We start from the raw sequence: 25,706 nt of genomic DNA, 5'->3' as shown, positions 1-25,706 counted from the left end.
CCGTTGCGCCGCACCCATCTAATGCTACTGAACACCGGCTTTGATGTCTCGCACTTGACGTGAATCGATGAGCTCCGCAGCCGAATGATGCGATTTGATCGATCGCGACACCGAACACCGCCGCGTCCGATGCCCGAAAGTCAAATGAATCGTGAGAAGCAATTCTGGGCCGGCGCGGCTGTCACGTAAAGTACGTTACCGATCCGGCTGGGGGCCGCTGCAGGATTGGGTGACAGTCTGACCTGCCCCACCCCTTGGGTTCCAGTTCCAGTGGCTAACTGACAGCCTTTACGAAAGGCTGAACGCCGTGCCCCGCCCCTACCCTCCCGAGTTCCGTGCGCGAGCAGTCGCGCTGGTACGCGCAGGCAGACAAGCCAAGCAGACAGCCGTCGAGCTAGGCATTCATCCAGTGACGCTGTCAAAATGGGTCCGTCAAGACGAGATCGACCGCGGACTGCGACCCGGTACCTCCTCTACCGAGTCGGTGCAGTTACGGGCGGCGCGGCGACGGATCTCCGAACTGGAAAGCGAGTTGGCGATCATCCGCCAAGCAACGAAATTCCTCGGCGAGGACAAGCCCCGCCCAAAAGGGTCTACCCGGTGATCGACGCTCTCGTCGACGCCGGGGCCCCAGTGGACCGATGCTGCCGAATCCTCGGAATTACTCGCCAGAACTACTACAAGCACAAACGCACCCCGACCACACCCACCCAGCTGCGGCGCCAGTGGCTGACCGGGCTGATCCGTGAGGTCCACGTCGCCTCCCGGGGCACTTACGGGTACCGCAGAATCCATGCCGAACTCACCCTCGGTATGAGCGTGCAGGTCTGCTCGCGAACGGTGTCGGTTCTGATGACCCAAGCCGGCATCTACGGGCTGCCCGGGCCGACGCGGGTCAAACGCCTGCGCGGCGTCGCGACTGCCGATGATCTGGTTAACCGCAAGTTCCACCGGCTGGCGCCAAATGAGTTGTGGGTCACTGACATAACGCAACACAGGACGCGAGAAGGCTGGGTCTACTGCGCTGCGGTTCTCGACGCGTTCAGCCGTCGGATCGTGGGCTGGTCGATCGATTCCAAGCAGGACGCGACCTTGGTGGTCAACGCCTTGGACATGGCTATCCGTAATCGCCATCCCGCTCCCGGTGGGGTCGTGCATGCTGACCACGGCACCCAATTCACGTCCTGGGTCTTCGGCGAGAAGATCCGCTCCGCGGGTCTGCTGCCCTCGTTCGGCACCGTCGGCGACGGACTCGATAACGCGATGATGGAAAGCTTCTGGTCCTCGATGCAGATCGAGCTACTCAACCGCAAGAAATGGAAGACCCGAATCGAGCTCGCCAACGCGATCTTCGACTACATCGAGATCTTCCACAACCGCCAGCGGCGCCACTCCGCCCTGGGCTACTCCACTCCGATCGAGTACGAATTATCCTTCGACAACAACAACATCCGCGCTGTCAGTTAGCCACCACAACTGGAACCTAACTGGTGGGGCAGGTCAGTCTGCTGTGCGGGCTGCTTGGTCGCTGGGGGTCATGACTGTCTCGGACTCGATGGGGTCGATCTGCAGAGTCCGGGTTTCGCGTCCTGATTGCACCCGAACTACTACGATCACGGCCGGGGTCGACGATTTGGCGGGGAGGCCCGTTCGAGACCGGAGGGGCCTATACGCATGACCGATTCCCAGCACGAACCCGGCGATAACCCGAACCCGGGCACCGCCGAACCCGCACCGCCGCTATTCAACCCACCCGGCGGCCAGGACAATCCCACTGCAGGCGCAGACCTCGTGTTCTTCGGTCCCGCGGCGGCGAGCCCGGTTGCCGACTCGCCTTGGTACAACCAATCCGGTCAGCGGTACCGGCCGCCACCACCGTATCCACCACCGTCGACCGGTAGCGGCAAAACGGGTCTGATCGTCGCCGGCGCTCTCGGGCTGGTGGTGGTGCTGGGTATCGGTGTGGCGATCGGTATCTTCCTCGGCGGTGACGATGGTAAGTCCGCCGGTGCGTCGTCCACTGCCCAGCAGGGATCGGGGCCGGGGACCTATTCGATGAACGGGATCACCGATGCGTGCGACCTGGTCGACCCCACACCGTTGACCAAATGGTCGTCCATGCCGAAAGGCGCTCCCAACCATCGGGAAACCCGGCCGTCCACCCACGACAGCGGCAGCCTGAAATGCGATGTCGGCTACACCAGTTCGACCGGAGCCGAGTTCTCCATGAACAGAGCCGGAATGAGCGTCGAGGCCGAGTTCACCGACGGGACAGCTCCGCCCTTCTACGACCATTGGAAACACGCCGACACCGCCACCGCCGGACCGGGGTCGGTCTCCGGCGAGGTCACCGGAATCGGCGGCCAGGGCTACTGGCATTCCGAAGTGACCGGCAACCTCGTCGCGGAAATGGCCTACGTCGTGTGTGTGCAGGATGGCAATGTCTCGGTGCGGGTAAAGATCGCGCTTACGCGTGAGAAGGGTTCTCCTGTGGTGAGCCTGGACGAACTCGATTCGATCGCCAGGCCCCAAGTCCGCAGGGCGCTGGACGGTTTGAAGGAGAAGTAGAGGCCGTCGACTCGAGCAGGCCGATGGGGACGGTGCAGATCGCTGCTCGATGCCGCAGGAATAGGATGGCTTGGGAGTTGATGGTCGACGGGTGAGCCCGTTGCAGAACCGGAGGGGCTACGGGGATGACGTACTCCCAGCGCGGACCTGACGATCAGCCGACGCCGGGAAACGCCGATCGCGCTGTGCGGCAATACAATCCGCCGGTGGGCGACTGGGATGACCCCAACTCGGGCACCTACACGTCAGTGCCTGCACCTACGTTTGCTTCCGCTCAGCCTGTTATCGGGTACGGCCAACCTGGTCAGGGGTACAGGCCACCAACGCCGTCGACCGGTAGCGGCAAAACGGGTCTGATCATCGGCGGCGTTCTCGGGCTGGTAGTGGTGCTGGGTATCGGTGTGGCGATCGGCATCTTCGTCAGCGGCGGCGACAGTGGCGGCAATTCTGCCGCTGCCCCGGCCTCGTCCAGCACCCCGGCCCCTTCCAGCGCGGCCCCGGCCACGACGACGTCGCGCCGGAAAGCTGCGCCGGGGATCTATTCGGATGAGCGCGATCACCAATGCCTGCGACCTTGTCGATCCCACGCCGTTACAGAGGTGGTCATCCACCCCCAGGGAAGATCCCCAGCATCAGGAATTTCCGCCGAATACCTCCGACGGCGGCAACCTGTATTGCGCGATCCGCTACACCAGCCCCTCGACCGTCGACGACGACGCCACCTTCGACGAAGCCGGAATCAGCCTCCAGGCCCAGTTCACCGGCGGCGAGGCCGCCCCCGCCTACGACCGTTGGAAACATACCGACACCGCCGCCACCGGAGCGGGGCTTGCCTTCGGCGAGATCACCGGAATCGGCGCCCAGGGCTACTGGCACACCTCGACCACCGACACCAGCAACGGAATGACTTACATCGTGGGCGTGCACGACAGCAACATCTCGGTGCGAGTAGAAGTCGCCGTCCTGCGCGCAAAGGGCGAACCCCCGGTGAATCGGGGCGATCTCGACACGATCGCCAAAAACCAAGCCCAGCAATCCCTGAAGGTACTAAAGAAGGAATAGGCGCCACCAGCCGTACGCGACGGTGTCCGATAGTCGATAGTGTCACCGACAGTATGTAGGCATCCACAGAGTCGATCGTCGGCCGCGTGCTGGAGGGCGACCGCGTTTTGCTCGGCGGTGTCGCTCCTGCCAAGCATTCTGTGTCTACGAATACCGTCCGAATCGGCGAACCCACCCGAAGTCGACGCGATCGCTGGATCGGGCTCGTCGTCGAGCTCCTCGGGCCGCAGCCACTTACGTTCGATCACCGCTTGAATGTCGGTGCCACGACTATGGGCCATGAGCACTGTTGCATCAACTCCCCGGCCTCTTCGGCGACCTTCATCGGGAACCACTCGGCAGTGCGGTCGATCCCGAACCTACGCGCGCACACCCGCGACCGCGCTACCAACTGCTCCCCCCAAGACTTCCCAGTCCACCGCACCGAGCCCATGCACAGGTCGGAGGAAGTTCCTCGGAATGAGCACTCTCATTGTGATTCGGGGCAATTCGGCGTCGGGCAAATCGACCGTGGCCCGCGCGTTGCAGTGCCGCTTCGGGCGGGGAACATGCGTGCTGGTCTCCCAAGACACCATCCGGCGCGAAATGCTGAGAGGTAACGAGCAGAACCGACCTGGATAGGTCACGGGGTGGCGGGCAATATCGGCGGGACGTATTCGAACGTCATTCCGAGCAACCATACGAGAAGCAGTACGACCGGCAGGTGGAATAGGAACTGCAGGAACGTGAATCCGACGAGGTCACGTGCCCGCAGTCTGAGCACTGCCAGCAGAGGCAGCATGAAGAACGGGTTGATGAGGTTCGGCAGTGCCTCGGCGACGTTGTATATCTGAACCGTCCAGCCGAGGTTCATGTGGACGTCGGTCGATGCCTGCATGACGTAGGGGGCTTCGACCAGCCATTTTCCGCCGCCGGACGGGACGAATACGCCTAGCACCACGGTGTAGAGGGCGATGACGATGGCGAAGCTTCCGCCGCCGCCGATGCTCGTGAAGAACTCCGCGAGGTGTTCGGAGATGGTGAGACCGCCACTGCCCTTCGCCTTGGTGAGGATCGCGGCCATGGCGGCGTACAACGGGAACTGGACGAGAATGCCGGCCGTGGCGGGTACGGCGAGGGAGACGGCTTGCAAGAACTTGCGCGGGGTGCCGTGGAGCACCAAGCCCAGCATGAGGAAGACGAGCAGATAACCATTCAGGCTGCTGACAACGGTGAGCAGCGGTTTGGCGGTGAGCTGGGAGGTCAACCAGCCCGCCGTCATCAGGCCAGCCAGGATTGGCAGGATGCGGCTGTACTCGAGCCATTCCCCTGGACGGGAACGTGGAGCCACCTCCGCGGGCTGGTCATCCAGATCGACGTCCAACTCTTGGGCGGTCTTGATTGCTGCGTCCTTCGGCGCCGAGAAGTGAGCGATCACCACGGTGAGCGCCATGACGATGGCGCACATGAGCAGGGACTGCCACGTGAAGATCGTGTGTCCGAAGTCGAGGACACCGGTGATTCTCAGCAGTGCCGGAGGCAACGAGGTGGCGGTGGCCTGTAGCTGCGCGGCCGAGGAGGATATTCCCAGCGCCCACACGGCGCCCAACCCCATGAACGCCGCCGCGCCGAGCGCGCGATAGTCCACGCGTAGATCGGTCCGACGGGCGATCGCCCGGGCCAGTAGACCGCCGAAAACCAGACTGAGTCCCCAGTTCAGAAATGATATCGACATGGAGAGGAACGCAACGAAACTCACCGCACTGCTAGCAGTTTGCGGCAGGGTGGCCAGCCGGTCGATCAGCCGGGCGACAGGCGGGGACGTGGCGATGACGTATCCGGTGAGAACCACCATTGCCATCTGAAGAGTAAAAGCGGTCAGATCCCAAAAACCATCGCCGAACGCGTTCGCGACTGTTCGCGGTGACGAGCCGTTGGCCAGCGCAGCGACGGCCACGATGAATACGCCTGCCAGCGCGACGACGTAGGCATCAGGGAACCACTTCTCCGTCCATCTGGCGAGCGACTGCGCAACCCGCGCAAGGCCCTTTTCGGAGATGGCTTCTTCTATCGTGGACGTCATCCAGTTGTTCCTCTTCTTTCCACACGCCGCCCGTACGCATGTGACGCACCACACACAGGCTTGGTCAGTATTGGTGTCCACTTTGTGTGCAGGCAATAGAGAAATGCGCAGGTATCGTCTGCAAAAGTGCAGAAACCGTCGATGGTCTGGCACTCGACGACTTGAAGTTCCCGCCCGGGAAGCGGTGTGCCGATCGTGGCGCCGGTCGCGCTTCGGTCTGGATTGCATCGTCGACGCAGCGCACTCCCAAGCCGACGCCGCCGAGTGGCTGCCTCACCGCAGACGGGTTCGCGGGACTCCGCGACGGCATCGCAGCGCGTTCGAGCGGGTTGGAGGTGACACGCCAAGCACTGCCGCCGACGTGCTTGTGCGGGGTCAGCGAGATCGGTTGCGGCCGGCGGGAGGCGGATCGCGAAGAGGGACGGGGACGGGGACGGTGAGTATGGCGACGATCATGTCGATGATTTCGGCGGCGTCCTGCTCCGGGTTCGCGGTGCGGACGCCGGACTCCAGTGCGCGTTCGTAGTCGGCGAAGAGGGCGAACATGACCGTTGCCATCGTTTCCAGGCGTTGGCGGCGTCGGCGGGGTGGCAGTTGTGGGAGCGCGGCGTCCAGGCGGGCGGCGATGATGCTGACCGCGGCACGGTCTGCGCCTGCGAGGCGGCGGGCGTCGGTGATCACGGGGTGGGCGCGGACGACTTCGAGGAAGCGGCCGTAATGGGTGACGCCGGCGGTCCCGACCAATTCGAGGATCGGTGCGGCGAGCATGGCGACCAGGGTGCGGACTTCGTGCGCGGTGCCGTCGGCTTCGTGTTCGGCCAGCAGGCGCATCCTGCGGTCTTCGAGCCAGTTCATCCTGCGCTCGACGATGGCTTCGATGAGGCCGGTGCGTGAGTCGAAGTAGTAGTGGACCGCCGAGTTGTTGCGTTGGCCCGCCGCCGCGGCGATGTCGCGCAGCGGGACCTCGACGCCACGTTCGGCGATGAGTCGTTCCCCGGCGGCGAGCAGTGCCGCGCGCGAATCGTCGATGTGCATACCCGAACTGTACTAAACGCGAGTATTGACGATATTAAGCATCAGTGATTAATTGATGGTGTGGGAAGTCCAGAGGGCCGGATCGCGCACGGACCGATATTCCAGCTGTGCTGGGTGGTCCGGGACATGGCGGGCGCGCAGCGGGAGTTCACCGAACGCTATGGGGTGGCGCGGTGGCTCACCATCCCGGACGTGCACTTCGGGCCGGAAACCACCGAATTGCGTGGCGCGCCCGCCGATTACACGGTCACCGTGGCGTTGGGCTATGCGGGCGGGCAGCAGTTGGAGCTGATCGAGCCGAGGAGCGGCATGAGCCTGTACTCCGAGCATCTCGACCGCGTCGGGCCCGGTCTGCATCACCTCGCGTGGGTTCCCGAGGACTTCGACGCCGCACTGGCCGAGGCGACGGCCTGCGGGTCCGGCATCCTGGCCAGGGGCGCATTCGAGGGGGTCGGGATGGAGTTCGCCTACCTCGACGGCGGCGCGTTCGGTTCCCACGTCGAGCTGATGCGGCTGTCGGCGGACATGCGCGCGATGTTCGATTACCTGATCCCCGAAGGGTATTCGAACCCGTGGACCTAGACGACGATGCTCGGGCTATTCCAGTGGCACCTGTCTGGGGAAGGTTCCTATTTCGGCCGCCGCGTGGGCGTTCACGCCGCGCGCACCGCAGCCACGACAGAGCACGACACACCGCACACCTCCGCACCGAAGGACGCCTGATATGCGATTCACCTACGCCGAGACGATGGTCGACCCCACCTATTACGTGCCGCTGGCCCGCGCGGCCGAGGAGGCCGGGTATACGACGATGGTCGTCGCCGACAGCGTCGCGTACCCGAAGGATTCCGACGCGAAGTACCCCTACACTCCCGACGGGAGTCGGGAGTTCCTGGAGAACAAGCCGTTCGTCGAGGCGTTCGTGGTGACCGCCGCCATGGCCGCGGTGACAACGACGCTGCGGTTCACGCCATTCGTGCTGAAGCTGCCTATCCGGCCACCCGTGCTCGTCGCAAAACAAGCCGCCTCCATCGCCGCGCTCAGTGGTGACCGCCTCGGGCTCGGCGTCGGAATCAGCCCGTGGCCCGACGATTTCGACATGATGGGGGTGCCGTTCGAGCATCGGGGCGCCCGCATGGACGAGTGCATCGACATCGTGCGCGGGCTCACCGCGGGCGGCTACTTCGAGTTCCACGGCAAGTTCTACGACATCGCGCCGATCAAGATCAATCCGGTGCCGAGCGCGCCACTGCCCATCCTCATCGGCGGGCACAGCGAACCAGCGCTGCGGCGTGCGGCCCAACGCGGTGACGGCTGGATGCACGCCGGCGGCGACCCCGCGGAACTGGATCGTCTGCTGGATCGCTTGACCGTGCTGCGCGCCGAATACGGCACCCGCGAGGACTTCGAGGTGCATGTCATTTCGCTGGACGGGTTCACTGTCGACGGCGTGAAACGCCTGGAGGACAAGGGCGTCACCGATGTCATCGTCGGCTTCCGCTACCCGTATACGACCGAGGTCGACACCGAGCCGCTGGACACCAAGATCGCCAACCTGTCCCGGTTCGCGGAGAAGGTGATCGCGCGAACCAACCGGTGAGCGGCGCGAGCGAACGGACGGAACACTCGGTGGGAAATTCGGCAGAGCCGAGTTCGAGCAGGAGCTCGCCCACTACGGCCAGGTCGCGTACCTGTTCACCGAGGGCGTGGAGTACATCGTCATGAGCCGGCGGGCCCGCGGTGTATTCCGCCCTCCCTCCAGTAGATCCGACCACCAGCGAACGCTCGTTACACGGCACATGCTGCAATGCGGCAGTGCATGCGCAGTCCTATCTTGCGTCGGCCCGGTGAGCCGCTCCGACGACGATCCGATCAGATCGACGGTGCCGCAACGGCCTTCACCTGGCGCCCACGGCGTTCGTTCGGCCCGGGTCATCACCGCGGGGTACCCGTCATGAGGATTCGATAGGCCACAGGACGTCGGGGCAACGAGCAGCAACGTGCACCGGATGCCACAACGCGTCCGGTGCACTCATATCGCGAGTATCGCGGTAGCGGCGGCGATGGTTCGGTCTCGGTACCCTGCACCGAACAGCACCACGTGCACGAGCAGTGGATGCAGTTGGTGCAACGGGATTCGGGTGCGCCAGCCGTCGGCGAGCGGATGGGTTTCCCGGTAGGCGGCGTGGATTCGGTCCAGGTGCGGAGCGCCGAACAGAGCCAGCATCGCCAGGTCGGTTTCGCGATGACCGCCGTGGGCGGCGGGGTCGATGAGGATCGCCCGGTCGGTGGTCCAGCGAATGTTGCCAGACCAGAGGTCACCGTGGATGCGGCTGGGTGTTTCCTGCGGGCCTGCGAGGGTGTCGATGTTCTCGATGACGCGTTCGAGCATGCGGGTCCCGTCGGGACCCAGGTGCGCGGCAGCACGCGGGAGGTAGGGGGCGAGGCGGCGCTCGGCATACCAGTGGGACCACGGGCCGTTGCTCGTCGTGTTGTCCAGTGGGAGATCAGCGATCCAACCGGACCACGGCGCTCCGAACGATCCCGGTGCATGCGCGTGCAGCGCGGCGAGTTCGCGGCCGAATCGTTCGGCGGCGACGGCGGTGGCTGGTGCTTCCGGCAACCACGGCAACACCAGCATGCGGTCATCGACGGCCAGCACCTCCGGCACGAGTCCTGGCGCCCCGACACCGAGCCAGCGCAGACCCTCCGCTTCGGCACCGAGTATCCGCGCCCGATCAGCGGCGACCTTCGCGAAAACGTCGCGGCCGTCGGTCAGCATCGCGCGATGCAACGTCCAGGAATGGCTCGCCCCGAGGTCGGTCGTCGCCTGGACCGCAACACCGAGCAGCTCACTCAGATCCGCGGCGACACTCACGAGTGCGCCGTCGTCAGCAACTTCTTCGTGTCCGGGTCGGCCGGATAGAACGACTCGATGGCCAGCTCGGCGACGGTGACGTTCATCGGCGTGCCGAAGACGGTTGTCGCGCTGATGAACGACAGCTCGCGGTTGTCGTGGCGCAGCCGCAGCGGAACCACCACCTGGTCCGGCTCCGGCAACGACAGTTCGATCTCACCGCCGGGGTATCCGCGCAATTCCTCGAGCAGTTCGATCAGTTCCGGCGCGCCGGTGACCTCGATCCGGCGCGTCAATCGCTCGAACAGGTGGCCGCGCCATTCGGCGAGATTGACGATGCGGCTTGCCATGCCATCGGGGTGCAGACTCAGGCGCAGTGCGTTGGGCTGCGCGGTGAGCAACGCCGGGTCGATGCCTTCGAGCATCAGCGCGATACCGGCGTTGGCATCGACCATGTTCCAGTTCTGGTCGATCGCCAGCGCCGGAAACGGCTCGAGTCCTGCCAGCATCTGACGCATCGCCTCGCGCACCGGCGCCATCGCGGGGGTGTCGAGGGCAGGTTCGGCGTACACCGGAGCGTATCCCGCCGCCAGTAGCAGGCGATTACGTTCGCGCAGCGGAACCTCCAGCTGTTCACACAGGTGCACGAGCATGGTGCGGCTGGGGGTGGCGCGACCGGTTTCGATGAAACTGAGGTGCCGGGTGGAGGTCTCGGCACGCCCCGCCAGTTCCAGCTGACTGAGCCTGCGCTCGAGGCGCCAATGTCGCAACAGGTCACCGGCGGTCTGGGTAGTCACCTCCCGAATCCTACGAACTCACCGTCCAGCCGGCCATTACCTCTCGGGTAATCGACGCGGGTAGCGTCGGCAGGCGATCGTTGTGACGGATCGAAGGGACACCCGACCGATGACCGCAACCACGCACTACACATTCGACACCGATACCGCCGGCACCCGCATCGGCGACCACGAATACGGTCTCGAACTGTCCGACCGCTGGTCGACACTCGGCGGCACCCTCAACGGTGGCTACCTGCTGGCCACCGCACTGCAGGCGCTGCGCGACGAACTCCCCCAACCCGATCTGCTGTCCGCTTCCGCGCACTTCCTGCGCCCCGGCACCCCCGGCCCCGCCCTCGTCCACACCGAGATCGCGCGCATCGGCCGCAGGACGGGCACCGGCCAGGCCATCCTCACCCGCGACGACCGCGAAATCATCCGCGTCCTGGCCACCTTCACCGACCTGGCCGTGGCACAGGGCCCGACGCTCGTGCGCAACGCGCCTCCCACACTGCCCGCCCCGGAGCAATGCCTCGATCCCCTGCGCGGTGTCACCCCGGCCGGGGCCACCATCGCCGAACGAGTCGAGTTCCGGATGCCGCAACTCGCCGGATTCTGGACCGGCAAGCCCGGCGGAACCACCGCCGCCGAATTCTGGATGCGCTTCGCCGACGGCCGCGACGCCGACCCCATCGCCCTCGCGCTCCTCGTCGACGCCGCCATGCCGGTGGTGTTCGAACTAGGCGTTCCCGGCTCCTCGACTATCGAACTCACCGTGCACATCCGCCACCGTCCGGCCCCGGGCTGGCTGGCCTGCCGGGTCCACACCAATTACCTCATCGACGGCTTCCACGAGGAAGACTTCGAAATCTGGGACAGCACAGGCTCCCTCGTCGCTCAGTCCCGCCAGCTCGCCCTCATCCCCTAGGGCGACGAACACGATCGAGGGAGCACCCATCCCGGAACACATGATCACCGAGATCGTCGACGACATCGTTTTGTCACGGCTGTCCTGACCGCCAGTGGACGAAACGCGTCCGTTCGACCTACATGCCGACCTCTCACATCGGCTAGAACGCTGCCAGCAGTTCGGTGGCGATCGCATCGCAGAAGGCCGGAATATCGCCCGGGTTGCGAGAGGTGATCAAGGTCCAGCCGTACTCCGGCGACCGGACCACCGACCGATCGGTCCACAGACCATCGGCGTTGATCACATCGGTGCGCAGTGAGTGATACGACGTCAGAGACTTTCCCTGGAGCAGATCGGCCTCGACGAGCAGCCACGGGCCGTGGCAAATGGCTGCGATGGGTTTACCTTCGGCGGCGAACTGTTTGGCCAGCTCGACCGCACCGTCGGCGACCCGCAATTTGTCGACGTTGACGGTGCCACCCGGGACAACGAGGACGTCGAAATCGTCGGCGTCGACATTGTCGAGCGTCGCATCGGGATGAACGACCACGTCCTTGTCGACATCGTGCCGGAACGTCTGGATGTCATCGAGTTTCGGCGCCGCATGCACCGCAGTAGCTCCGCGTTCTCGCAACCAGCCGAGGGGCACCAGCAGTTCGTCCCGTTCGACACCGATGTTCGAGGTAATGAACAGCACGCGTGCCTCGGTCAGTCGGCCTGACATGGGTAACCTCCTCGCGGTTCAGATACCTTCGGCCTACCCGAGTCGTGGCAACCCAAACGATCGGTGCGAATCGGATCGGCGGCCTGCGGCGAGTCCGGACGGATAGGACCCGTTCCTGGATGCGCCATGAAGCGACGCGCTGCCACCTGCGACTTTCTGCCGCCAACCGCACGAGTTCGCGTTACGTTTGGTGGTGCGACACCTGGGAAGACGGTCGGTAGAACCTAAGGAAGGGTTTCGCCATAGCGATCACCGCGGACTTGTCACCACACACCGTGCAATCGTCGCGGCGTGCAATGACAGTTCTCCGCGCTACAGGTAGCAGTCCTCGCCGAACACGCTCACCGCACCGCCGCGACCGTCTCCGATCTCGTTGGCAGACGACTCGGTCACGTGTGGTCCTCGGGGATCGACGATGTGCTCGACGTCGGCACCCCTGGGGTTTTGCCGCGGTGTTTCGAGGCAACCGAACCAGCAGCCCGGTCCGAGACCAGGACTGCATGCAACCAGCACCACCCGATCTGCCGACGACCTGCCTGCTACCTAGAGGAGTGAGATGTCCGAGCAGAACTACACCACCGACGACGCCGGTATCCCGCAGCCGAGCGACGAGCATTCCCTGACCGTCGGCCCGGACGGTCCGATCCTGCTGAACGACGCTTATCTCATCGAGAAGATGGCCGCCTTCAACCGCGAACGCGTGCCGGAACGGCAGCCACACGCCAAGGGCGGCGGCGCTTTCGGCACGTTCGAAGTCACCCACGATGTCAGCGCCTACACCAAGGCGGATGTGTTCCAGCCGGGTAAGAAGACGGAGATGCTGGCCCGGTTCTCCACCGTCGCGGGTGAGCGCGGCAGCCCCGACACCTGGCGTGACCCGCGCGGGTTCGCCCTCAAGTTCTATACCGAACAGGGCAATTTCGACATGGTCGGCAACAACACGCCGGTTTTCTTTGTCAAGGATCCGATGAAGTTCCAGGACTTCATCCGCTCGCAGAAACGCCGCGCCGACAACAACCTGCGCGACCACGATATGCAGTGGGACTTCTGGACGCTGTCGCCGGAATCCGCGCACCAGGTGACCTGGCTGATGGGCGACCGCGGCATCCCGCGCACCTGGCGGCATATGAACGGCTACTCCAGCCACTCCTATCTGTGGGCCAACGCCGCGGGTGAACGGTTCTGGGTCAAATACCACTTCAAGACCGATCAGGGCATCGAGTTCTTCACCCAGGACGAGGGTGATCAGATGGCCTCGATGGACACCGACTATCACATCCGTGACCTGTGGGAGGCGATCGAGGGCGGCAATTATCCCAGCTGGACGCTGCACATGCAGATCATGCCGTTCGAGGAGGCGAAAACCTACCGGTTCAACCCCTTCGACCTCACCAAGGTCTGGCCGCACGCCGACTATCCGCTGATCGAGGTCGGCACGATGACCTTGCATCGCAATCCGGTCGACTACCACACCGAGATCGAGCAGGCCGCTTTCGAACCGAGCAGCGCGGTGCCGGGCACCGGGCCGAGCCCGGACAAGATGCTGCTCGGCCGTTGGTTCTCCTACCCGGACGCGCATCGCCACCGCATCGGCGCCAATTACAAACTGCTGCCGGTCAATTCACCGCACGCGACGACAGCGCGGTCGTACTCGAAAGATGGGGCGATGCGCTACACGAACGTGAGCGACCCCGTCTACGTGCCCAACTCCAAGGGCGGCCCGCACGCCGATCCCGCGGTCTCCGGCCCATCCATCGGGTGGCACAGTGACGGCGAAATGGTCCGCACCGCATACACATTGCGCCGCGACGACGACGATTGGGGCCAAGCAGGCACACTGGTCCGCGATATTCTCGACGACGCCGCCCGCGAGCGGCTGGTCGACAATATCGTCGGGCATCTGCTCAACGGTGTCTCTGCACCCGTGCTGTCCAGGGCATTCCAGTACTGGCGCAGTGTCGACAAGAATCTGGGCGACCGCATCGAGACGGGCGTGCAAGCCAAACAGGACGAGCTCGACCCGAAGGCCGTGAAACAGGCCAACCCGGCCCGCTCCTCGGCCCAGCACAAGGCGTAGGGCACTAAGCAGTTCGGGCTTCGACTCCGCGATGAGTAGCGAGAATCGCAGACAGCGCCTGACGGTCGAGTTTTCCGCGCGCAGTGCGTGGCAGGCTGTCGAGAACCACGAGCTGGATCGGCATGCTCGGGCTCGGGAGGGTCGCGCGCAGGTGTCGCCAGATTTCGCCGGTGCTCGGCGCACCGTCGTGCACCACGATCGCGGCGGCGGGCGCTTCACCCATTCGGGCGTCGGGCACTGCGAGGCAGGCGGCCTCGGCGATGCCAGGTAGCGCGGTGAGCGCGGCTTCGATGGCTGCGGGTTCTACATTGAGGCCCGCGCGGATCAGCATGTCGCTGCTGCGGCCGAACAGGTGTAGGTGGTTGCCGACCACGCGGCCTCGGTCGCCCACCGACATCCAGCCGTCGACCGGTCCGTTCACCACACCGTCGTCGGTGAGGTAGCCGTCGAACAGCATGTCGCTGCGCACGAACACCAACTCGTCACGGATCTGCGCCTCGACGCCGTCGAACAGTCGGCCCGCGGACGTCTCCTCGACGGCCCCGAGTCCCCGATCGAAGGACACGAAGCTCAATTCGGACGCGCCGTAGAAATGCACGAGCGACGCGTTCGGAACGATCTCCTGCAACGCAAGGCGTCCCGGGCGCGGCCACCGGGCCGCCGAGGACAGCACCTCACGGACGGTCTCGACCGGATCGATGCCCGACCGCACCACATCCCAGGCGATCGTCGGCACCGAATACAGGTGTGTCGCCCCATCGGGCAGCGACTGCGCCACCGGCCGCAGGTCCACTGTCGCGCCACGGGTGAGGGCATGCAGGGCACCGTAGAGAAAATGCGTGTGGTCGAGGACACCGGGCACCGCGACGCGATCGCCGCGGCCGATATCGAAGGTGTTGTCGGAGCGATCGAGGGTGGTGGCCCACGAATGTTGGTTACGCACGAACAACTTCGGTTCGCCGGTGATGCCGGAGGTGATGCCGACCAGCAGTTCGTTCTCGGGGTGCGCGCGGCCGACCGGGCCGTTGGATTCCAGTGCCGACGCCGTCTGCACATCCTCCTCGAAGCCCAGGCGGCGCAACCGCCGGTGTTGGCGCGGCGCGGCGACGACGGCGCTGGGCTTCGCGAGCTCGAGCACTCGGGCCAGTTGATTCGCCAGCAGGTGCCGGTGCAGCAGCACAACGCTGACACCCGCGTGCATGGCCGCCGCCACCGCGACGAGCGATTCGATATCCGAGGTGGGCAGCACCGCGACCCTGTCCATACCGTCGAGCCCGGCGGCGGTGCGGGTAACCCGCGACCAGAACTCCCGGTAGTCGATGCTCGCGCGAGCGGCGACGATCGCCGTCGATTCCGGATGCTCGCCGACTCGCCGCACGATGCGCTCGGCCAACAGTTCAGTCATCGTCGACACCCCTGGCGGCGAGCGCGTCACCCATCGCGTCCGCGGTGCGCAGCGCTCGTACCAGCACCGGTGTGACCAGCGCCGTCATCGACCACTGCAACCCGCGAGCACGCCTGGCCTCGGCGACGTCGTGCACGATCTCGGTCAGCAGCGGAACACACCGGATGGCCAGCGCCAGCAGCAGCCCGATCCGCTCAGGGTCGACCCCCACCTTGCGCAGCGGTCCGAGCGCACGCGTCACGGCGTCGAGCATGTCGGTGACCCGCGTGGTGAGCGTGACCAGCGCCGCGAGCGCCACCGAGATCAGCAACACACCGCACACGACAACCGCACGCGCGGGCGAGGTGATCAGCACCTGGAACGTGGCGATGATCAGCAGCATCCACACCATCGGACGCAGTTGGGCCACAACGACTTTCCATGGAACACCGGCCATCGCGAACAATCCCGCCACCAGCACCCCCACCACTGCGACGGCCACCGGGCCACGCACGAACACCGTGGCCGTCACGATCGAGGTGATCAGCAGCACCAGTTTCGATCCGGCAGGCATCCGGTGCAGCAGCGAGTCACCGGGAAGATACACACCGATCATCCGACCGATGCCCGATATGCGGGGACAGCTTCACTGGGGATTCCGTCGAACGCCACAGCACCGTCATCGATGACGATGACGCGTTCGAAGCTCTCCAGCAGCGACAGCTGGTGGGTCACCACGATCACCTGCTGGTCCACGGAGTCGAGCGCGGCGGCGACCACACGGGCGTTGCGCAGATCCAGCAGGGTGGTCGGCTCATCGGCGATGATCACCTCCGGTCGGCGGATGAGAACCGCGCCGATGGCCAGCAACTGCTTCTGACCGCCGGACAACAGGTGCGAGGGATGCTCGGCGTGCTCCGCCAGCCCGAACCGGACCAGCAACTCCTCGACGCGCGCCGCGACCTCCTGCTTGCTCAGCCCCGTCCGTCGCAGCGAGAATGCGAGATCCTCCGAGACGGTGGGCATCACGATCTGGGTGTCGGGGTCGGTGAATACGAACCCGACCTTGCGGCGCACCTGTGCGCCCTGCCTTGCCGCGTCGACCCCATCGACGGTGACAGTGCCGGAGGTCGGTCGCAACAACCCGTTGATCATGCGCGCCAAGGTCGACTTGCCGGAGCCGTTGGATCCGATAATGCCGACGCGACGCTCGCAGATGCGCAAATCGATGTTGCGCAACACTTTTCGATCACCGAAGTGGTGGCCGACCGAGTCGAAAACAATGTCACTCACGACTGCGCCTCACTACCGCTCGTGCGCCGGATGCACAGCAACCCGGCTCGTTCGCTGTACTCACTCACGACACTCGCTCCACGAGCATCGCGATGCCTTGCCCGCCGCCGATGGCACACGCCGCGAGCCCGAGCGTGGGGCCACCCTCGCGCAGCATCTGACTTGCCAACCGCACCAGCAAGATAGCTCCGGACGCACCCCACGGATGACCCATCGCGATGGCGCCGCCCTGCGGACAGATCGTGGATTCGTCCAAACCCAGTTCATCGGACACCGCAAGCACCACCGAGGCGAAGGCTTCGGTGATCTCGATGACACCGAGATCCTTGGTATCGACACCGGTGCGCCGCAGCAGTTTCCGAATGGCGGTCACCGGTCCGAGACCGGGAAACGCCGGATCGGAGCCGGCCACCGCCGACCCGAGTATCCGCAACGCTGGCTGTCCAGCGGCCAGCGACTCACTGGTGACCGCCAACATTGCGGCGCCGTCGGAGATACCGCACGAGTTACCCGCGGTCGCCGTGCCCTCGACGCCGAAACTGGGGCGCAGTCGCGCCAGCCTGGCTTCGGTCATCCCTGCGCGGATGCGTTCGTCGCGGTGCACGTCACCGATGGGCACGATCTCCGCGGAGAAGTCGGCTGCGGCAGCGAGGGCGTGCGAACGCGCGGCATAGGCATCCTGCCGTTGTCTGCTGATGCCGCGCACGCGCGCGAGGTCGTCGGCGGCCGCACCCATGTCGGGATCGGGAAAGCCTGGTGGCGCAAAGGGGGCGCGGGTGTAGCGCACGGGATCAGCGTCCGCGATCGGCGGCCAGAAGCGCCACGGCGCTGTGCTCGCGGACTCGACGCCGCCGGCCAGAATGAGTTCGTCCGCGCCGCTGCGCACCCGCAACGCCGCCTGCATGACAGCATCCAGGCCGGAGCCGCACTGGCGATCGACCGTGACGCCGGGAACGTGTACGCCCGCACCGGCGTGCAGTGCCACGATCCGCGCGGGGTCGCCACCCGGCCCGAGGCAGTTGCCCAGGATGACATCGTCCACCTCGGCGTCGATGCCCGCGCCACGCACCGTGGTCAGCACTTCGCGCAGCACCGGGGTGGCCAGATCGGTAACGGTCAGATCGGCGAACCCGTGCCCGGCGTTGCCGATCGGCGTTCGACGCGGCGCCACCAGAACGGGGATGTGATTCATGTCAGCAACTCTTTCAGCCGACCACGAGCGACCTTGCCGCCGCCGGTCCGCGGCAGCGCCTGCAGTGCCACCCAGCGACGCGGCATGGCCTCCTTCGTCAGCACTCCGCGGGCGCGCGAGCGGATCTCCTCGATGCTCGCGCCGTCGAGTTGCACTGCAGCGGTGACGGTTTCACCGAATACAGCGTGCGGCGATCCGATGACGGCCGCGGCGGTGACACCATCGATCGTTTCGAGGATGCGCTCGACATCTTCGGCGACCACGGTGGTGCCACCGACGTTGATCGCGAACTCGCCACGGCCACGAACCGTGAGCTCGCGGTTATCACCCAGCTCGGCGAGGTCGCCGACACCGAACCATTCGGGGGCGCCGAGCACGCTATAGGGAGAACGGATGTAGAGCAGTCCCCCGCGCACCTCGGCGTCGACGCCGTCGATCAGTCGAAGCGGCTCGGGGACCCGGCGCGCCGCGACGAGGGAAACTTCTGCGGACCCGTAGTACTCGATGAGCGCAATACCCTCGGCCGCTGCCGCGGCGCCGTCGTCCAGGGCGATGCCCGCGACGATTGCCGTGCGCAACCGCGCAGCGGTGCGCACCACCTCCCGCAGCACGGCAGGGACCGCGTGCACGACCGTGGCCTGCGACGGATCGTCGGTGACGCACCCGCCTCGCCACAATGCATGCAGCGCGCCGAACAGGTGCATCGTCGCGTGCAGCGGGCCGGTGATCAATACGCGATCGGTGGCCAGGATGCCGGTGATCGTGGTGAACGCGGGGAAAGTGTCGAACCAGGATGCGGCGGTCCGCGCCAGTGCCCGTGGCCTTCCGGTGGAGCCCGAAGTGGTCACCAGCAGAAATGCCGACGGCGGAATACTCGGGCGGTGCGGGCGGGCGTCGGGGTTCTCGACGATCACCGGGATGCCTCGGCGTGCTGCGGCACAGATACAGATCAACGCGTCCGCAATCGTGAGCATCGACGCGTCGTAGACCGGCTCCCGCGGCCCGTGCCGATCGATCCACCGCTCGATCGCGGCGTCGAGCTGCGCATAGGTGTAGGTGCGGCCGTCGATGTCGAGAGCGGGCATGTCACCCGCGCCCCCGAGTTCGGGACTACGCACGGATCAGACCGGGGTATGCGCGGTGCACCCCCTTGGCGACGACCGTCGCCACGACAACCTTGAGCAGGTCACCCGGAATGAACGCGAAGTTGGTGGTGATGGCGTGCCGGAAATCCAGATCGGTGCGCAGCAGCAGACCAACTGTGCCGAGGACATAGAGGATCAGAATCCCGCCGACCGCGTTGACGACCAGACCGAGCACGATCGGGTACTTCGGCAGGATCCGGGCGGTGCACAAGCCGATGAACAGCGCCGCTGGAATCCAGCCGATGAGGTAACCGACACTCGGACCAGCCAGCGCCGTCAATCCGGTACGGCCGCCGGACAGCAGCGGCAACCCGATCATCGTCAGCGCGAGGAAGACCACGACCGCGGCCGTGCCCTTGCGCGCCCCGAGCACCGCACCGGCCAGAATGACACCGAGGGTCTGCACCGTGATCGGCACACCGCTGAATCCGACCGTGATGGCGCCCGGCAGGCCCAACGCTGCGATCAACGCCGCGAACACGGCGATCTGCGCCATGTCCCGCGCGGACATACCGACCCTCGACTTCCGAGGGCTCTCGACACCTGCCACGACGACATCCTTCGCTATCAACTTGAACGACGTTCAAGATAGCAGGCGACCACGGCTGCGAACCTGTTGGCGCACGCGATCCGCTACCAACGACTCCCGTAGCCATGCGCGGTAGGCGGCCATTCGAAAAAGATCGGCCGCCACGCCGCCGTGGTCGTTGCCATCCCCCCGGTCGCTATCCAGGCTTACCGCCTATGTCCGCCACCTGCCCGTCCTGCTCCTGGTCCGCGCCAATGCATGTGTCGTCGCACCGCTCGGTTCGCTATCTACGCTGCGTGTGCGGCAAGTGGCTGGTCGCACACCGCGGTGGCGTGCATCTGGTTGCCGGTACCGGCAAGAAATCGGTGGCCTCCGAACATTTCGAACTGATTCCACTGCCCGAAGCCTGATCCTCGACGCCGGCACCCCACGCCTTCGACCCCGCCGACACCGAGGTCCCCGGCGACAGGCATGGCAGATGAAGAGCCGCCGGCAGAATGGTCGAGCACCTCGCCGCCTTCGCGGACACACTGGACGATGGGTTGATCCTCGGCGATGTCGGAGGTCCAGATCGCGCTGTCCGCATCCATGGTGATGCCGCCGCCGTTCACACCTGCCCAGATCCGGCGGTGGGACAGGCGTGTGCCCGAGTGGCAATTCCACACAGCGTTTCGCCTGCTACGAGACCGACCCAGGTAGGCTAAACGGACAAATCGCCCATCCGGTGCGCGTGGTCGATGGGGGCGAAGCTAGGCTCGAAGGGTGAACGTAGAGGTGACGCCATTGCCGGGAATCGGTGTACGCAAGGACTTTCCGATCAAGAGTGGGCACCGCAGGATCGGCGTCATCGACCGCAAGGACGGCACGATCGACCTGATTCTGAGCCGAGCAGACAACCCGGATGTCACCGACCAGCTCCATTTGTCGGCGAACGAAGCAGCGGCATTGGCGAACCTGTTGGGCGCACCGCAATTGGTGGCGCGGCTGCGTGCCGAGCATCGGGAGTTGGACGGTGTCAACACGCGGCAGTTCCCGATCCTGCGCGGCTCACCCTATGACGCGCGAATGCTCGGTGAAACCGAGATGCGCACGCGGACAAAAGCTTCCATCGTTGCGGTAATGCGGGCAGGCCAGGTCATCGCCTCACCCGGCCCCGATTTCACGTTCGCCTCGGGCGATCAACTCGTCATTGTCGGTACCGCGGAGGGCCTCGAGGCCGCCGCCGAGATCCTAAGCCACGGCTGACCCATGGTGTTCGAAGGAACCGCGCTCTCGCTGATCCAGCTGGGCGCGGTATTTTTTGGCCTCGGTCTGCTCGGCCGCCTCGCCGCACGCATCGGAATGTCGCCGATCCCCCTGTATCTCATCGGCGGACTGGTCTTCGGCAACGGCGGGTTCATCGCGCTGAGCAATGTCGACGAGTTCATTCACCTCGCCAGCGAGATCGGCGTGGTGCTGCTGTTGCTGTTGCTCGGCCTGGAATACAGTGCGCCGGAACTGGTTACCGGAATGCGAAGATCCTGGCAGGCCGGACTGCTCGACATCGCGCTCAACGCGACGCCCGGCGTCGTGGTCGCTCTCGGCCTGGGGTGGGGTCTCACCGGAGCGATCGCGATGGCGGGGGTCACCTATATCTCCTCCTCGGGAATCGTCGCGAAAGTCTTGAACGACCTCGGTCGACTCGGTAACCGCGAGACGCCGGTCATCCTGTCGATCCTGGTGTTCGAGGATCTCGTCATGGCCGGCTATCTGCCGGTGTTGACCGCCGTGCTCGCCGGTGCCGGATTCCTCGCCGGACTGAAGACACTATCCATCGCGCTGATCGCCGTCACCGTGGTGCTGGTGGTCGCGCTGCGCTACGGCAAGTACGTCTCCGCGATCGTGGCCAGCGAGGACCGCGAGATCTTCCTGCTCAAACTGCTCGGCGCCGCATTGCTGGTTGCCGGGTTCGCCTCCGCAGTACAGGTTTCCGCGGCTGTCGGCGCGTTCCTGCTCGGTATCGCGATCTCCGATTCGACCGCGCACAACGCCACCAAGATCCTCGAGCCGCTGCGCGACCTGTTCGCTGCGATGTTCTTCGTCCTCTTCGGCCTGACCACCGATCCGGCCAGCATCCCTCCGGTATTGGGGTGGGCCTGCCTACTAGCAGTGGTTACCACCGCAACCAAGCTGGCGACCGGCTGGTGGGCCGCCCAGCAGGCAGGCGCCTCCCGTTTCGGCCGGGCCCGCGCGGGCACCGCACTGGTGGCGCATGGCGAGTTCTCCATCGTGATCGCGGGACTGGCCGTCGCCGCTGGCGCGGTCCCCAGCGAGTTCGCCGCGATGGCAACGACGTACGTGCTGATCATGGCGGTGATCGGTCCGATCGCCGCACGCGTGGTCGAGCCCATCCTCGGCATGGTTGCGCGCCGCCCGTCCCCGCCGCAGCCCGCCGCGGAACCGCATGGCGAATGATCGCGAGCCCACCCATTCGTCCTGTACTCAATCTCCTTGTCCCGTAGGGAAATTCAGCACAGACGTGCGTCGAGTTTACTCGGATATTACTCAGGTTTCATCGACGCGATACAGCATCCTCGATAGTGTTGACCCTACCTACAGCGAGGTGGGATTTTCGAAGACCTCACATCGGTCGGGGGGAATACGCCCGTAGGGAGAGCTCGTGAAGTATCCAGTGTGCGCTCGCGTGTTAGGTCCGTTGACGCTTGCTCTTAACAATCGCAACGCAACGCCCACAGCCCAGAAACAGCGACAACTCTTGGCATTACTACTGGTCAGGCATTCGACAGTAGTTCCGGTCTCGACACTGATCGAAGAGCTGTGGAGCGAGGACCCGCCGCGCAGCGCGGTCGCCGTAATCCAGACATACGTACTTGGAATTCGCAAGAAGATGGCGGAGCAACTCGATATCGGGCAGGGCGAGGTCGCGGAGCGATATCTCCGCACGCGCAGCAAGGGCTATTCGTTCGAGGTACAGGATTGCGTATTCGACCTGCGCAATTACCGCTCGTTGTCGGATGCCGCCAGGATCGCCGCCAAGGCAGGCGACGATCACCGCGCCGTCGATCTGTTCCATGCGGCAGAGGCCTGCTGGACCGGCCCCGCGTTGGTGGACGTGGAGGCGGGCATGCCGCTTGCCGCAGAGATCTCGCACCTGGATCATCTGCTGCTGGCCAACGTCGAGCTGCGCATCGAAGCCGAACTCCGACTGGGCCGCTATCGCGAAGCATGCCCCGACCTGGCCCGATTGACCATGCAGCATCCGCTGGACGAGCGCATGCAGGCGTACTACATGTTCGCGCTGAGCCGTTCGGGTCAGCGGCATCTCGCGCTCAGCTCATACCAGCAGTTCTGCAAAGCGATGCAGCATGAGCTCGGGCTCGACCCGTGCATGAAGCTGCAGAAGCTGCACCAAGACATCCTCGCTGCCTCGGACGAACGCGTCGGCATGATGCTCGAGCGCAAGCACGCCGGCTATCTGATCGGCTTCTATCCACCCGGCGACCCTGCGGCATCCGCTACTCCCGCCTAGCAATATTCCTCACGCAACGGCACTTCCATGAACCAAGTCGTGCAGAGTGCAGATCCCACATGCGCGAGTCGAAGACCTCGATCAGGAAAGCCTTTCCCGTAGCCGATCATTCGCCCACTGTTGCCGAATCCGGCCGGGCTTGCGCTTATTCCAAGCGAATATCCACTTCGCGCGTTCATGTCGACACGAATACCCGGAGCGCATTTCCCGCACTTCTCCGGAAAAAGAATGCCTCGACGTCCACCTCTCGGCGTCGAGGCATTCGTTCGAGCACGGCGCGGTGAAATCTGTTTCCCACAGCCTGCGCGCACCCACTCGAGAACACCTCGAATAGACGGCTGGAGCAGTGCTGGAGCACCACTCACCATGCTTGATTCCCAGCATCGCCGCAACACCACGATCTTCCTGCGGAGGGAGCAAAAGCTATGGATACCAGCGCATTCGGCGGTATCGGATGACCCGCCACCGCGTGCTCACCGGTGACAAAGCCTGCTGGGACGGAGGGGCGCCGATATGCCGGAGGTGACCAGCGATTCGGTCGACGTCTGCGTCGTCGGCGGCGGACCCGCCGGCCTGATGGCAGGACTGCTGCTGGCCAGGTCCGGTGTGGATGTGCTCGTGCTGGAGAAACATCCGGACTTCCTGCGCGACTTCCGAGGCGACACCGTGCATCCCTCGACCCTGCGGGTGATGGACGCGCTGGGACTGGCCGACGAGTTCCTCGCGCTGCCGCACGTCGAGCTGCCGCAACTGCCGATGGCCACCGCCATGGGGCCGGTGATATTCGCCGACTTCCGCAAACTGCCGGGACGTTTCCCGTTCGTCGCGTTCATGCCGCAGTGGGACGTGTTGAACTTCCTCGCCGATGCGGGTCGCCGATACCCGGGCTTCCGGCTGCTGCAAGAGGCCGAGGTGACCGAGCTGGTCCAGCAGGACGGCACCGTCGTCGGCGTGCGCGCGCGCACCGCGGACGGCCCTTTCGAGGTCAGCAGCAAGCTGGTCATCGCCGCCGACGGACGCAACTCACTCGCGCGCGGCTGTGGCCTGCTCGAGGTCGCGGCAAGCGTGGCCCCGATGGATGTGCTGTGGTTCCGGGTACGTAAGCCCGATGGTGACCGGCTGCCGACGGTGCGCAGCGGCAAGGGCTTCTTCATCGTCTGCATCGATCGCGGCGACTATCTCCAAGTCGCGTACATGATTCCGAAAGGCGGCTTCGACACGATCAAGGCCGCTGGGCTCACCGCATTCCGAGCCGACGTCGCCGCGATCTATCCGAGTCTCACCGGGCATCTCGATGCGGAGATCCGCAGTTGGGACGATGTGAAACCGCTCGACGTCCGGGTCGACAGGCTGCGCCGCTGGTATCGGCCGGGGCTGGTCGCCATCGGCGATGCCGCGCACGCGATGTCGCCGGCGGGCGGGGTGGGCATCAATCTCGCCGTCCAGGACGCGATCGCCGCCGCCCGCATCCTGGCGCCGCCGCTTGCCGCGGGCCGACGCCCCACCGTCGCCGAACTCCGCGAGATCCAGCACCGACGTCAATTGCCCATGCGGGTGGTGCAATTCGCACAGCTGCGACTGCTGTCGGATCTCTACCCGAACGCCGGGCGGCCCGGCACGGACAAGCCACTGCTGGTCCGGCTGCTGCGGCAGGTTCCCGGTCTACCACACGTCGTTGCCAGGGTCATCGGGCTCGGTCTGCGATCCGAACATGTGCCGCCGATAGCGGCGCACATTGAAACACCCACTGCCCCAACAAAGCTCAGGGAGAACCACTAGTGTCGACCTATCTGCTCATCCATGGAGCCTTCCACGGCGGCTGGTGCTGGCAGCGGGTGACGCCGCTACTCACGGCCGAGGGTCACACCGTCCACGCGCCCTCGCTCGTCGGGCTCGGCGACCGGGCCGAGTTGCTGACGTCGGAGGTCGGCCTCGACACCCATGTGCAAGACCTGGTCGAACTCATTGTGTCCGCAGACCTCACCGACATCGTCCTGGTCGGACACAGTTACGCGGGCATCGTCATCACCGCGGTCGCGGACGCGGTGCCGGACCGGATCGCCGAACTGGTCTATGTCGACACCTTCGTCCCCCGCGACGGCGAATCTGTCGCCGACATCATGCCCGGCATGGTCGAGGCGTTCATCGCGGCGGCGGCGACCGCAGGCGACGGCTGGCGGGTTCCGCCGCAAACCACACCGATGGGCGACGGTGGCCTCTACGGCGTGACGGACGAACCCGACCTCAGCTGGGTGGCCTCGATGCAGACGGCGCAGTCGCTCGCGACATTTCAACAGCCGTTGCGGCTGCGCAACCCGGACGACCTCGCGGCGATACCGGTGACCCACGTGCACTGCAGCGAGGGCGGCGAGGACTTCAAACAGATGCGCGCGGCGGGCCTGCCACGCACCTTTCCGCCCGCCGACTTCCCCGCCGCGCGCATCCATGTGCTACCGACCGGGCACGACTGCATGATCACCATGCCGCGCGAACTGGCAGGCCATCTCCTCGAACTCGCACCGGCGCGGGTCGAGAGCTGACCCGCGACGGCAACCTCCGA

The 25,706-nt window shown here is 65.3% G+C and carries 24 protein-coding genes and 1 pseudogene; 13 read left to right on the top strand and 12 right to left on the bottom strand.

Translation table 11 applies throughout. The annotated features are described in order from the left end of the window. The first annotated feature begins 307 nt into the window (after window positions 1-307). The 4 genes and pseudogenes from OHQ90_RS23400 to OHQ90_RS39485 all read left to right on the top strand — a co-directional run bounded on the left by OHQ90_RS23400 (window position 308) and on the right by OHQ90_RS39485 (window position 4,251). Window positions 308-1,467: pseudogene (locus tag OHQ90_RS23400) on the top strand (IS3 family transposase). A gap of 207 nt (window positions 1,468-1,674) precedes the next feature. After that, complete coding sequence (locus OHQ90_RS23395) at window positions 1,675-2,568, top strand: hypothetical protein (protein ID WP_328400826.1); 894 nt, start codon at window positions 1,675-1,677, stop codon at window positions 2,566-2,568. A gap of 546 nt (window positions 2,569-3,114) precedes the next feature. Next, window positions 3,115-3,630 carry a hypothetical protein gene (locus OHQ90_RS23390; RefSeq protein ID WP_328400824.1) on the top strand — a complete coding sequence of 172 codons (516 nt, stop codon included), beginning with the start codon at window positions 3,115-3,117 and terminating at the stop codon, window positions 3,628-3,630. A 255-nt stretch (window positions 3,631-3,885) separates the two neighbouring features. Continuing rightward, window positions 3,886-4,251, top strand: a complete 366-nt coding sequence (locus tag OHQ90_RS39485) for an AAA family ATPase (protein WP_442941161.1) — start codon at window positions 3,886-3,888, stop codon at window positions 4,249-4,251. 1 nt (window position 4,252) lies between these two features. Here the strand turns inward: OHQ90_RS39485 and OHQ90_RS23385 are convergent, their stop codons facing one another. Both OHQ90_RS23385 and OHQ90_RS23380 read right to left on the bottom strand, forming a co-directional pair. Next, window positions 4,253-5,692 (bottom strand): short-chain fatty acid transporter, encoded by a 1,440-nt coding sequence (locus tag OHQ90_RS23385; protein ID WP_328400823.1) that lies wholly within the window; start codon window positions 5,690-5,692, stop codon window positions 4,253-4,255. A 375-nt stretch (window positions 5,693-6,067) separates the two neighbouring features. Beyond that, window positions 6,068-6,727 carry a TetR family transcriptional regulator gene (locus tag OHQ90_RS23380; RefSeq protein ID WP_328400821.1) on the bottom strand — a complete coding sequence of 220 codons (660 nt, stop codon included), beginning with the start codon at window positions 6,725-6,727 and terminating at the stop codon, window positions 6,068-6,070. A gap of 60 nt (window positions 6,728-6,787) precedes the next feature. Between OHQ90_RS23380 and OHQ90_RS23375 the strand changes: the two genes are divergently transcribed. Both OHQ90_RS23375 and OHQ90_RS23370 read left to right on the top strand, forming a co-directional pair. After that, complete coding sequence (locus tag OHQ90_RS23375; RefSeq protein WP_328400819.1) at window positions 6,788-7,309, top strand: VOC family protein; 522 nt, start codon at window positions 6,788-6,790, stop codon at window positions 7,307-7,309. 142 nt (window positions 7,310-7,451) lie between these two features. Then, window positions 7,452-8,327, top strand: a complete 876-nt coding sequence (locus OHQ90_RS23370) for a TIGR03619 family F420-dependent LLM class oxidoreductase (RefSeq protein ID WP_328400817.1) — start codon at window positions 7,452-7,454, stop codon at window positions 8,325-8,327. Between the two features lie 432 nt (window positions 8,328-8,759). Here the strand turns inward: OHQ90_RS23370 and OHQ90_RS23365 are convergent, their stop codons facing one another. Both OHQ90_RS23365 and OHQ90_RS23360 read right to left on the bottom strand, forming a co-directional pair. Then, the gene (locus OHQ90_RS23365) at window positions 8,760-9,605 is read right to left on the bottom strand and encodes a fructosamine kinase family protein (protein WP_328400815.1); all 846 of its coding nucleotides are present in this window, start codon (window positions 9,603-9,605) and stop codon (window positions 8,760-8,762) included. Next, complete coding sequence (locus tag OHQ90_RS23360) at window positions 9,602-10,390, bottom strand: helix-turn-helix domain-containing protein (protein ID WP_442941489.1); 789 nt, start codon at window positions 10,388-10,390, stop codon at window positions 9,602-9,604. Before OHQ90_RS23360 ends, OHQ90_RS23365 begins: the two co-directional genes overlap by 4 nt. 100 nt (window positions 10,391-10,490) lie before the next feature. On the opposite strand from OHQ90_RS23360, the gene OHQ90_RS23355 reads away from it, so the two are divergent. After that, window positions 10,491-11,291 carry a thioesterase family protein gene (locus OHQ90_RS23355; protein WP_328400811.1) on the top strand — a complete coding sequence of 267 codons (801 nt, stop codon included), beginning with the start codon at window positions 10,491-10,493 and terminating at the stop codon, window positions 11,289-11,291. Between the two features lie 142 nt (window positions 11,292-11,433). Here the strand turns inward: OHQ90_RS23355 and OHQ90_RS23350 are convergent, their stop codons facing one another. After that, window positions 11,434-11,997, bottom strand: a complete 564-nt coding sequence (locus OHQ90_RS23350; protein ID WP_328400809.1) for a type 1 glutamine amidotransferase domain-containing protein — start codon at window positions 11,995-11,997, stop codon at window positions 11,434-11,436. A 556-nt stretch (window positions 11,998-12,553) separates the two neighbouring features. Here OHQ90_RS23350 and OHQ90_RS23345 point away from each other — a divergent pair. Next, window positions 12,554-14,074 (top strand): catalase, encoded by a 1,521-nt coding sequence (locus OHQ90_RS23345; protein WP_328400807.1) that lies wholly within the window; start codon window positions 12,554-12,556, stop codon window positions 14,072-14,074. Window positions 14,075-14,078: 4 nt separating this feature from the next. Here OHQ90_RS23345 and OHQ90_RS23340 read toward each other — a convergent pair whose 3' ends face one another. From OHQ90_RS23340 to OHQ90_RS23310, 7 genes are all read right to left on the bottom strand, one after another. Continuing rightward, window positions 14,079-15,479, bottom strand: a complete 1,401-nt coding sequence (locus tag OHQ90_RS23340) for an AMP-binding protein (protein WP_328400805.1) — start codon at window positions 15,477-15,479, stop codon at window positions 14,079-14,081. Further along, entirely contained in the window at window positions 15,472-16,074 is a 603-nt protein-coding gene (locus tag OHQ90_RS23335; protein WP_328400803.1) for an energy-coupling factor transporter transmembrane component T family protein, read from the bottom strand. Before OHQ90_RS23335 ends, OHQ90_RS23340 begins: the two co-directional genes overlap by 8 nt. Continuing rightward, window positions 16,071-16,751 carry an energy-coupling factor ABC transporter ATP-binding protein gene (locus OHQ90_RS23330; protein WP_328400801.1) on the bottom strand — a complete coding sequence of 227 codons (681 nt, stop codon included), beginning with the start codon at window positions 16,749-16,751 and terminating at the stop codon, window positions 16,071-16,073. Before OHQ90_RS23330 ends, OHQ90_RS23335 begins: the two co-directional genes overlap by 4 nt. 64 nt (window positions 16,752-16,815) lie before the next feature. Then, window positions 16,816-17,943 (bottom strand): thiolase family protein, encoded by a 1,128-nt coding sequence (locus tag OHQ90_RS23325; protein ID WP_328400799.1) that lies wholly within the window; start codon window positions 17,941-17,943, stop codon window positions 16,816-16,818. Further along, the gene (locus OHQ90_RS23320; RefSeq protein ID WP_328413055.1) at window positions 17,940-19,028 is read right to left on the bottom strand and encodes an AMP-binding enzyme; all 1,089 of its coding nucleotides are present in this window, start codon (window positions 19,026-19,028) and stop codon (window positions 17,940-17,942) included. Before OHQ90_RS23320 ends, OHQ90_RS23325 begins: the two co-directional genes overlap by 4 nt. 25 nt (window positions 19,029-19,053) lie before the next feature. Next, window positions 19,054-19,638 carry a biotin transporter BioY gene (locus OHQ90_RS23315; RefSeq protein ID WP_328400797.1) on the bottom strand — a complete coding sequence of 195 codons (585 nt, stop codon included), beginning with the start codon at window positions 19,636-19,638 and terminating at the stop codon, window positions 19,054-19,056. A gap of 266 nt (window positions 19,639-19,904) precedes the next feature. After that, window positions 19,905-20,228 (bottom strand): hypothetical protein, encoded by a 324-nt coding sequence (locus tag OHQ90_RS23310; protein WP_328400795.1) that lies wholly within the window; start codon window positions 20,226-20,228, stop codon window positions 19,905-19,907. A gap of 151 nt (window positions 20,229-20,379) precedes the next feature. On the opposite strand from OHQ90_RS23310, the gene OHQ90_RS23305 reads away from it, so the two are divergent. The 5 genes from OHQ90_RS23305 (at window position 20,380) to OHQ90_RS23285 (ending at window position 25,686) form a co-directional block, all read left to right on the top strand. Further along, window positions 20,380-20,862, top strand: a complete 483-nt coding sequence (locus tag OHQ90_RS23305; RefSeq protein WP_328400793.1) for a cation:proton antiporter regulatory subunit — start codon at window positions 20,380-20,382, stop codon at window positions 20,860-20,862. Between the two features lie 3 nt (window positions 20,863-20,865). Then, window positions 20,866-22,071 carry a cation:proton antiporter gene (locus OHQ90_RS23300; protein WP_328400790.1) on the top strand — a complete coding sequence of 402 codons (1,206 nt, stop codon included), beginning with the start codon at window positions 20,866-20,868 and terminating at the stop codon, window positions 22,069-22,071. A 205-nt stretch (window positions 22,072-22,276) separates the two neighbouring features. Continuing rightward, window positions 22,277-23,146, top strand: coding sequence for an AfsR/SARP family transcriptional regulator (locus OHQ90_RS23295; RefSeq protein ID WP_328400788.1), 870 nt, complete (start codon window positions 22,277-22,279; stop codon window positions 23,144-23,146). A 513-nt stretch (window positions 23,147-23,659) separates the two neighbouring features. Beyond that, complete coding sequence (locus OHQ90_RS23290) at window positions 23,660-24,925, top strand: FAD-dependent oxidoreductase (RefSeq protein WP_328400786.1); 1,266 nt, start codon at window positions 23,660-23,662, stop codon at window positions 24,923-24,925. Beyond that, window positions 24,925-25,686 (top strand): alpha/beta fold hydrolase, encoded by a 762-nt coding sequence (locus tag OHQ90_RS23285; protein ID WP_328400784.1) that lies wholly within the window; start codon window positions 24,925-24,927, stop codon window positions 25,684-25,686. Before OHQ90_RS23290 ends, OHQ90_RS23285 begins: the two co-directional genes overlap by 1 nt. Window positions 25,687-25,706 lie beyond the last annotated feature (20 nt).

Source organism: Nocardia sp. NBC_00403 (assembly GCF_036046055.1).
Classification (GTDB): Bacteria; Actinomycetota; Actinomycetes; order Mycobacteriales; family Mycobacteriaceae; genus Nocardia.
The sequence above is the reverse complement of the archived record's forward strand: the minus strand, read 5'-3'. Positions and strand labels throughout refer to the sequence as shown.

Excerpts from the sequence above, each read along its gene's own strand:
- OHQ90_RS39485 (WP_442941161.1), top strand. The coding sequence starts at position 3,886 with ATGTCGGTGCCACGACTATGGGCCATGAGCACTGTTGCATCAACTCCC.
- OHQ90_RS23380 (WP_328400821.1), bottom strand. The coding sequence starts at position 6,727 with ATGCACATCGACGATTCGCGCGCGGCACTGCTCGCCGCCGGGGAACGA.
- OHQ90_RS23390 (WP_328400824.1), top strand. The coding sequence starts at position 3,115 with ATGAGCGCGATCACCAATGCCTGCGACCTTGTCGATCCCACGCCGTTA.
- OHQ90_RS23355 (WP_328400811.1), top strand. The coding sequence starts at position 10,491 with ATGACCGCAACCACGCACTACACATTCGACACCGATACCGCCGGCACC.
- OHQ90_RS23395 (WP_328400826.1), top strand. The coding sequence starts at position 1,675 with ATGACCGATTCCCAGCACGAACCCGGCGATAACCCGAACCCGGGCACC.
- OHQ90_RS23335 (WP_328400803.1), bottom strand. The coding sequence starts at position 16,074 with ATGATCGGTGTGTATCTTCCCGGTGACTCGCTGCTGCACCGGATGCCT.
- OHQ90_RS23340 (WP_328400805.1), bottom strand. The coding sequence starts at position 15,479 with ATGACTGAACTGTTGGCCGAGCGCATCGTGCGGCGAGTCGGCGAGCAT.
- OHQ90_RS23370 (WP_328400817.1), top strand. The coding sequence starts at position 7,452 with ATGCGATTCACCTACGCCGAGACGATGGTCGACCCCACCTATTACGTG.
- OHQ90_RS23300 (WP_328400790.1), top strand. The coding sequence starts at position 20,866 with ATGGTGTTCGAAGGAACCGCGCTCTCGCTGATCCAGCTGGGCGCGGTA.
- OHQ90_RS23320 (WP_328413055.1), bottom strand. The coding sequence starts at position 19,028 with ATGCCCGCTCTCGACATCGACGGCCGCACCTACACCTATGCGCAGCTC.
- OHQ90_RS23350 (WP_328400809.1), bottom strand. The coding sequence starts at position 11,997 with ATGTCAGGCCGACTGACCGAGGCACGCGTGCTGTTCATTACCTCGAAC.
- OHQ90_RS23325 (WP_328400799.1), bottom strand. The coding sequence starts at position 17,943 with ATGAATCACATCCCCGTTCTGGTGGCGCCGCGTCGAACGCCGATCGGC.
- OHQ90_RS23290 (WP_328400786.1), top strand. The coding sequence starts at position 23,660 with ATGCCGGAGGTGACCAGCGATTCGGTCGACGTCTGCGTCGTCGGCGGC.
- OHQ90_RS23385 (WP_328400823.1), bottom strand. The coding sequence starts at position 5,692 with ATGACGTCCACGATAGAAGAAGCCATCTCCGAAAAGGGCCTTGCGCGG.
- OHQ90_RS23345 (WP_328400807.1), top strand. The coding sequence starts at position 12,554 with ATGTCCGAGCAGAACTACACCACCGACGACGCCGGTATCCCGCAGCCG.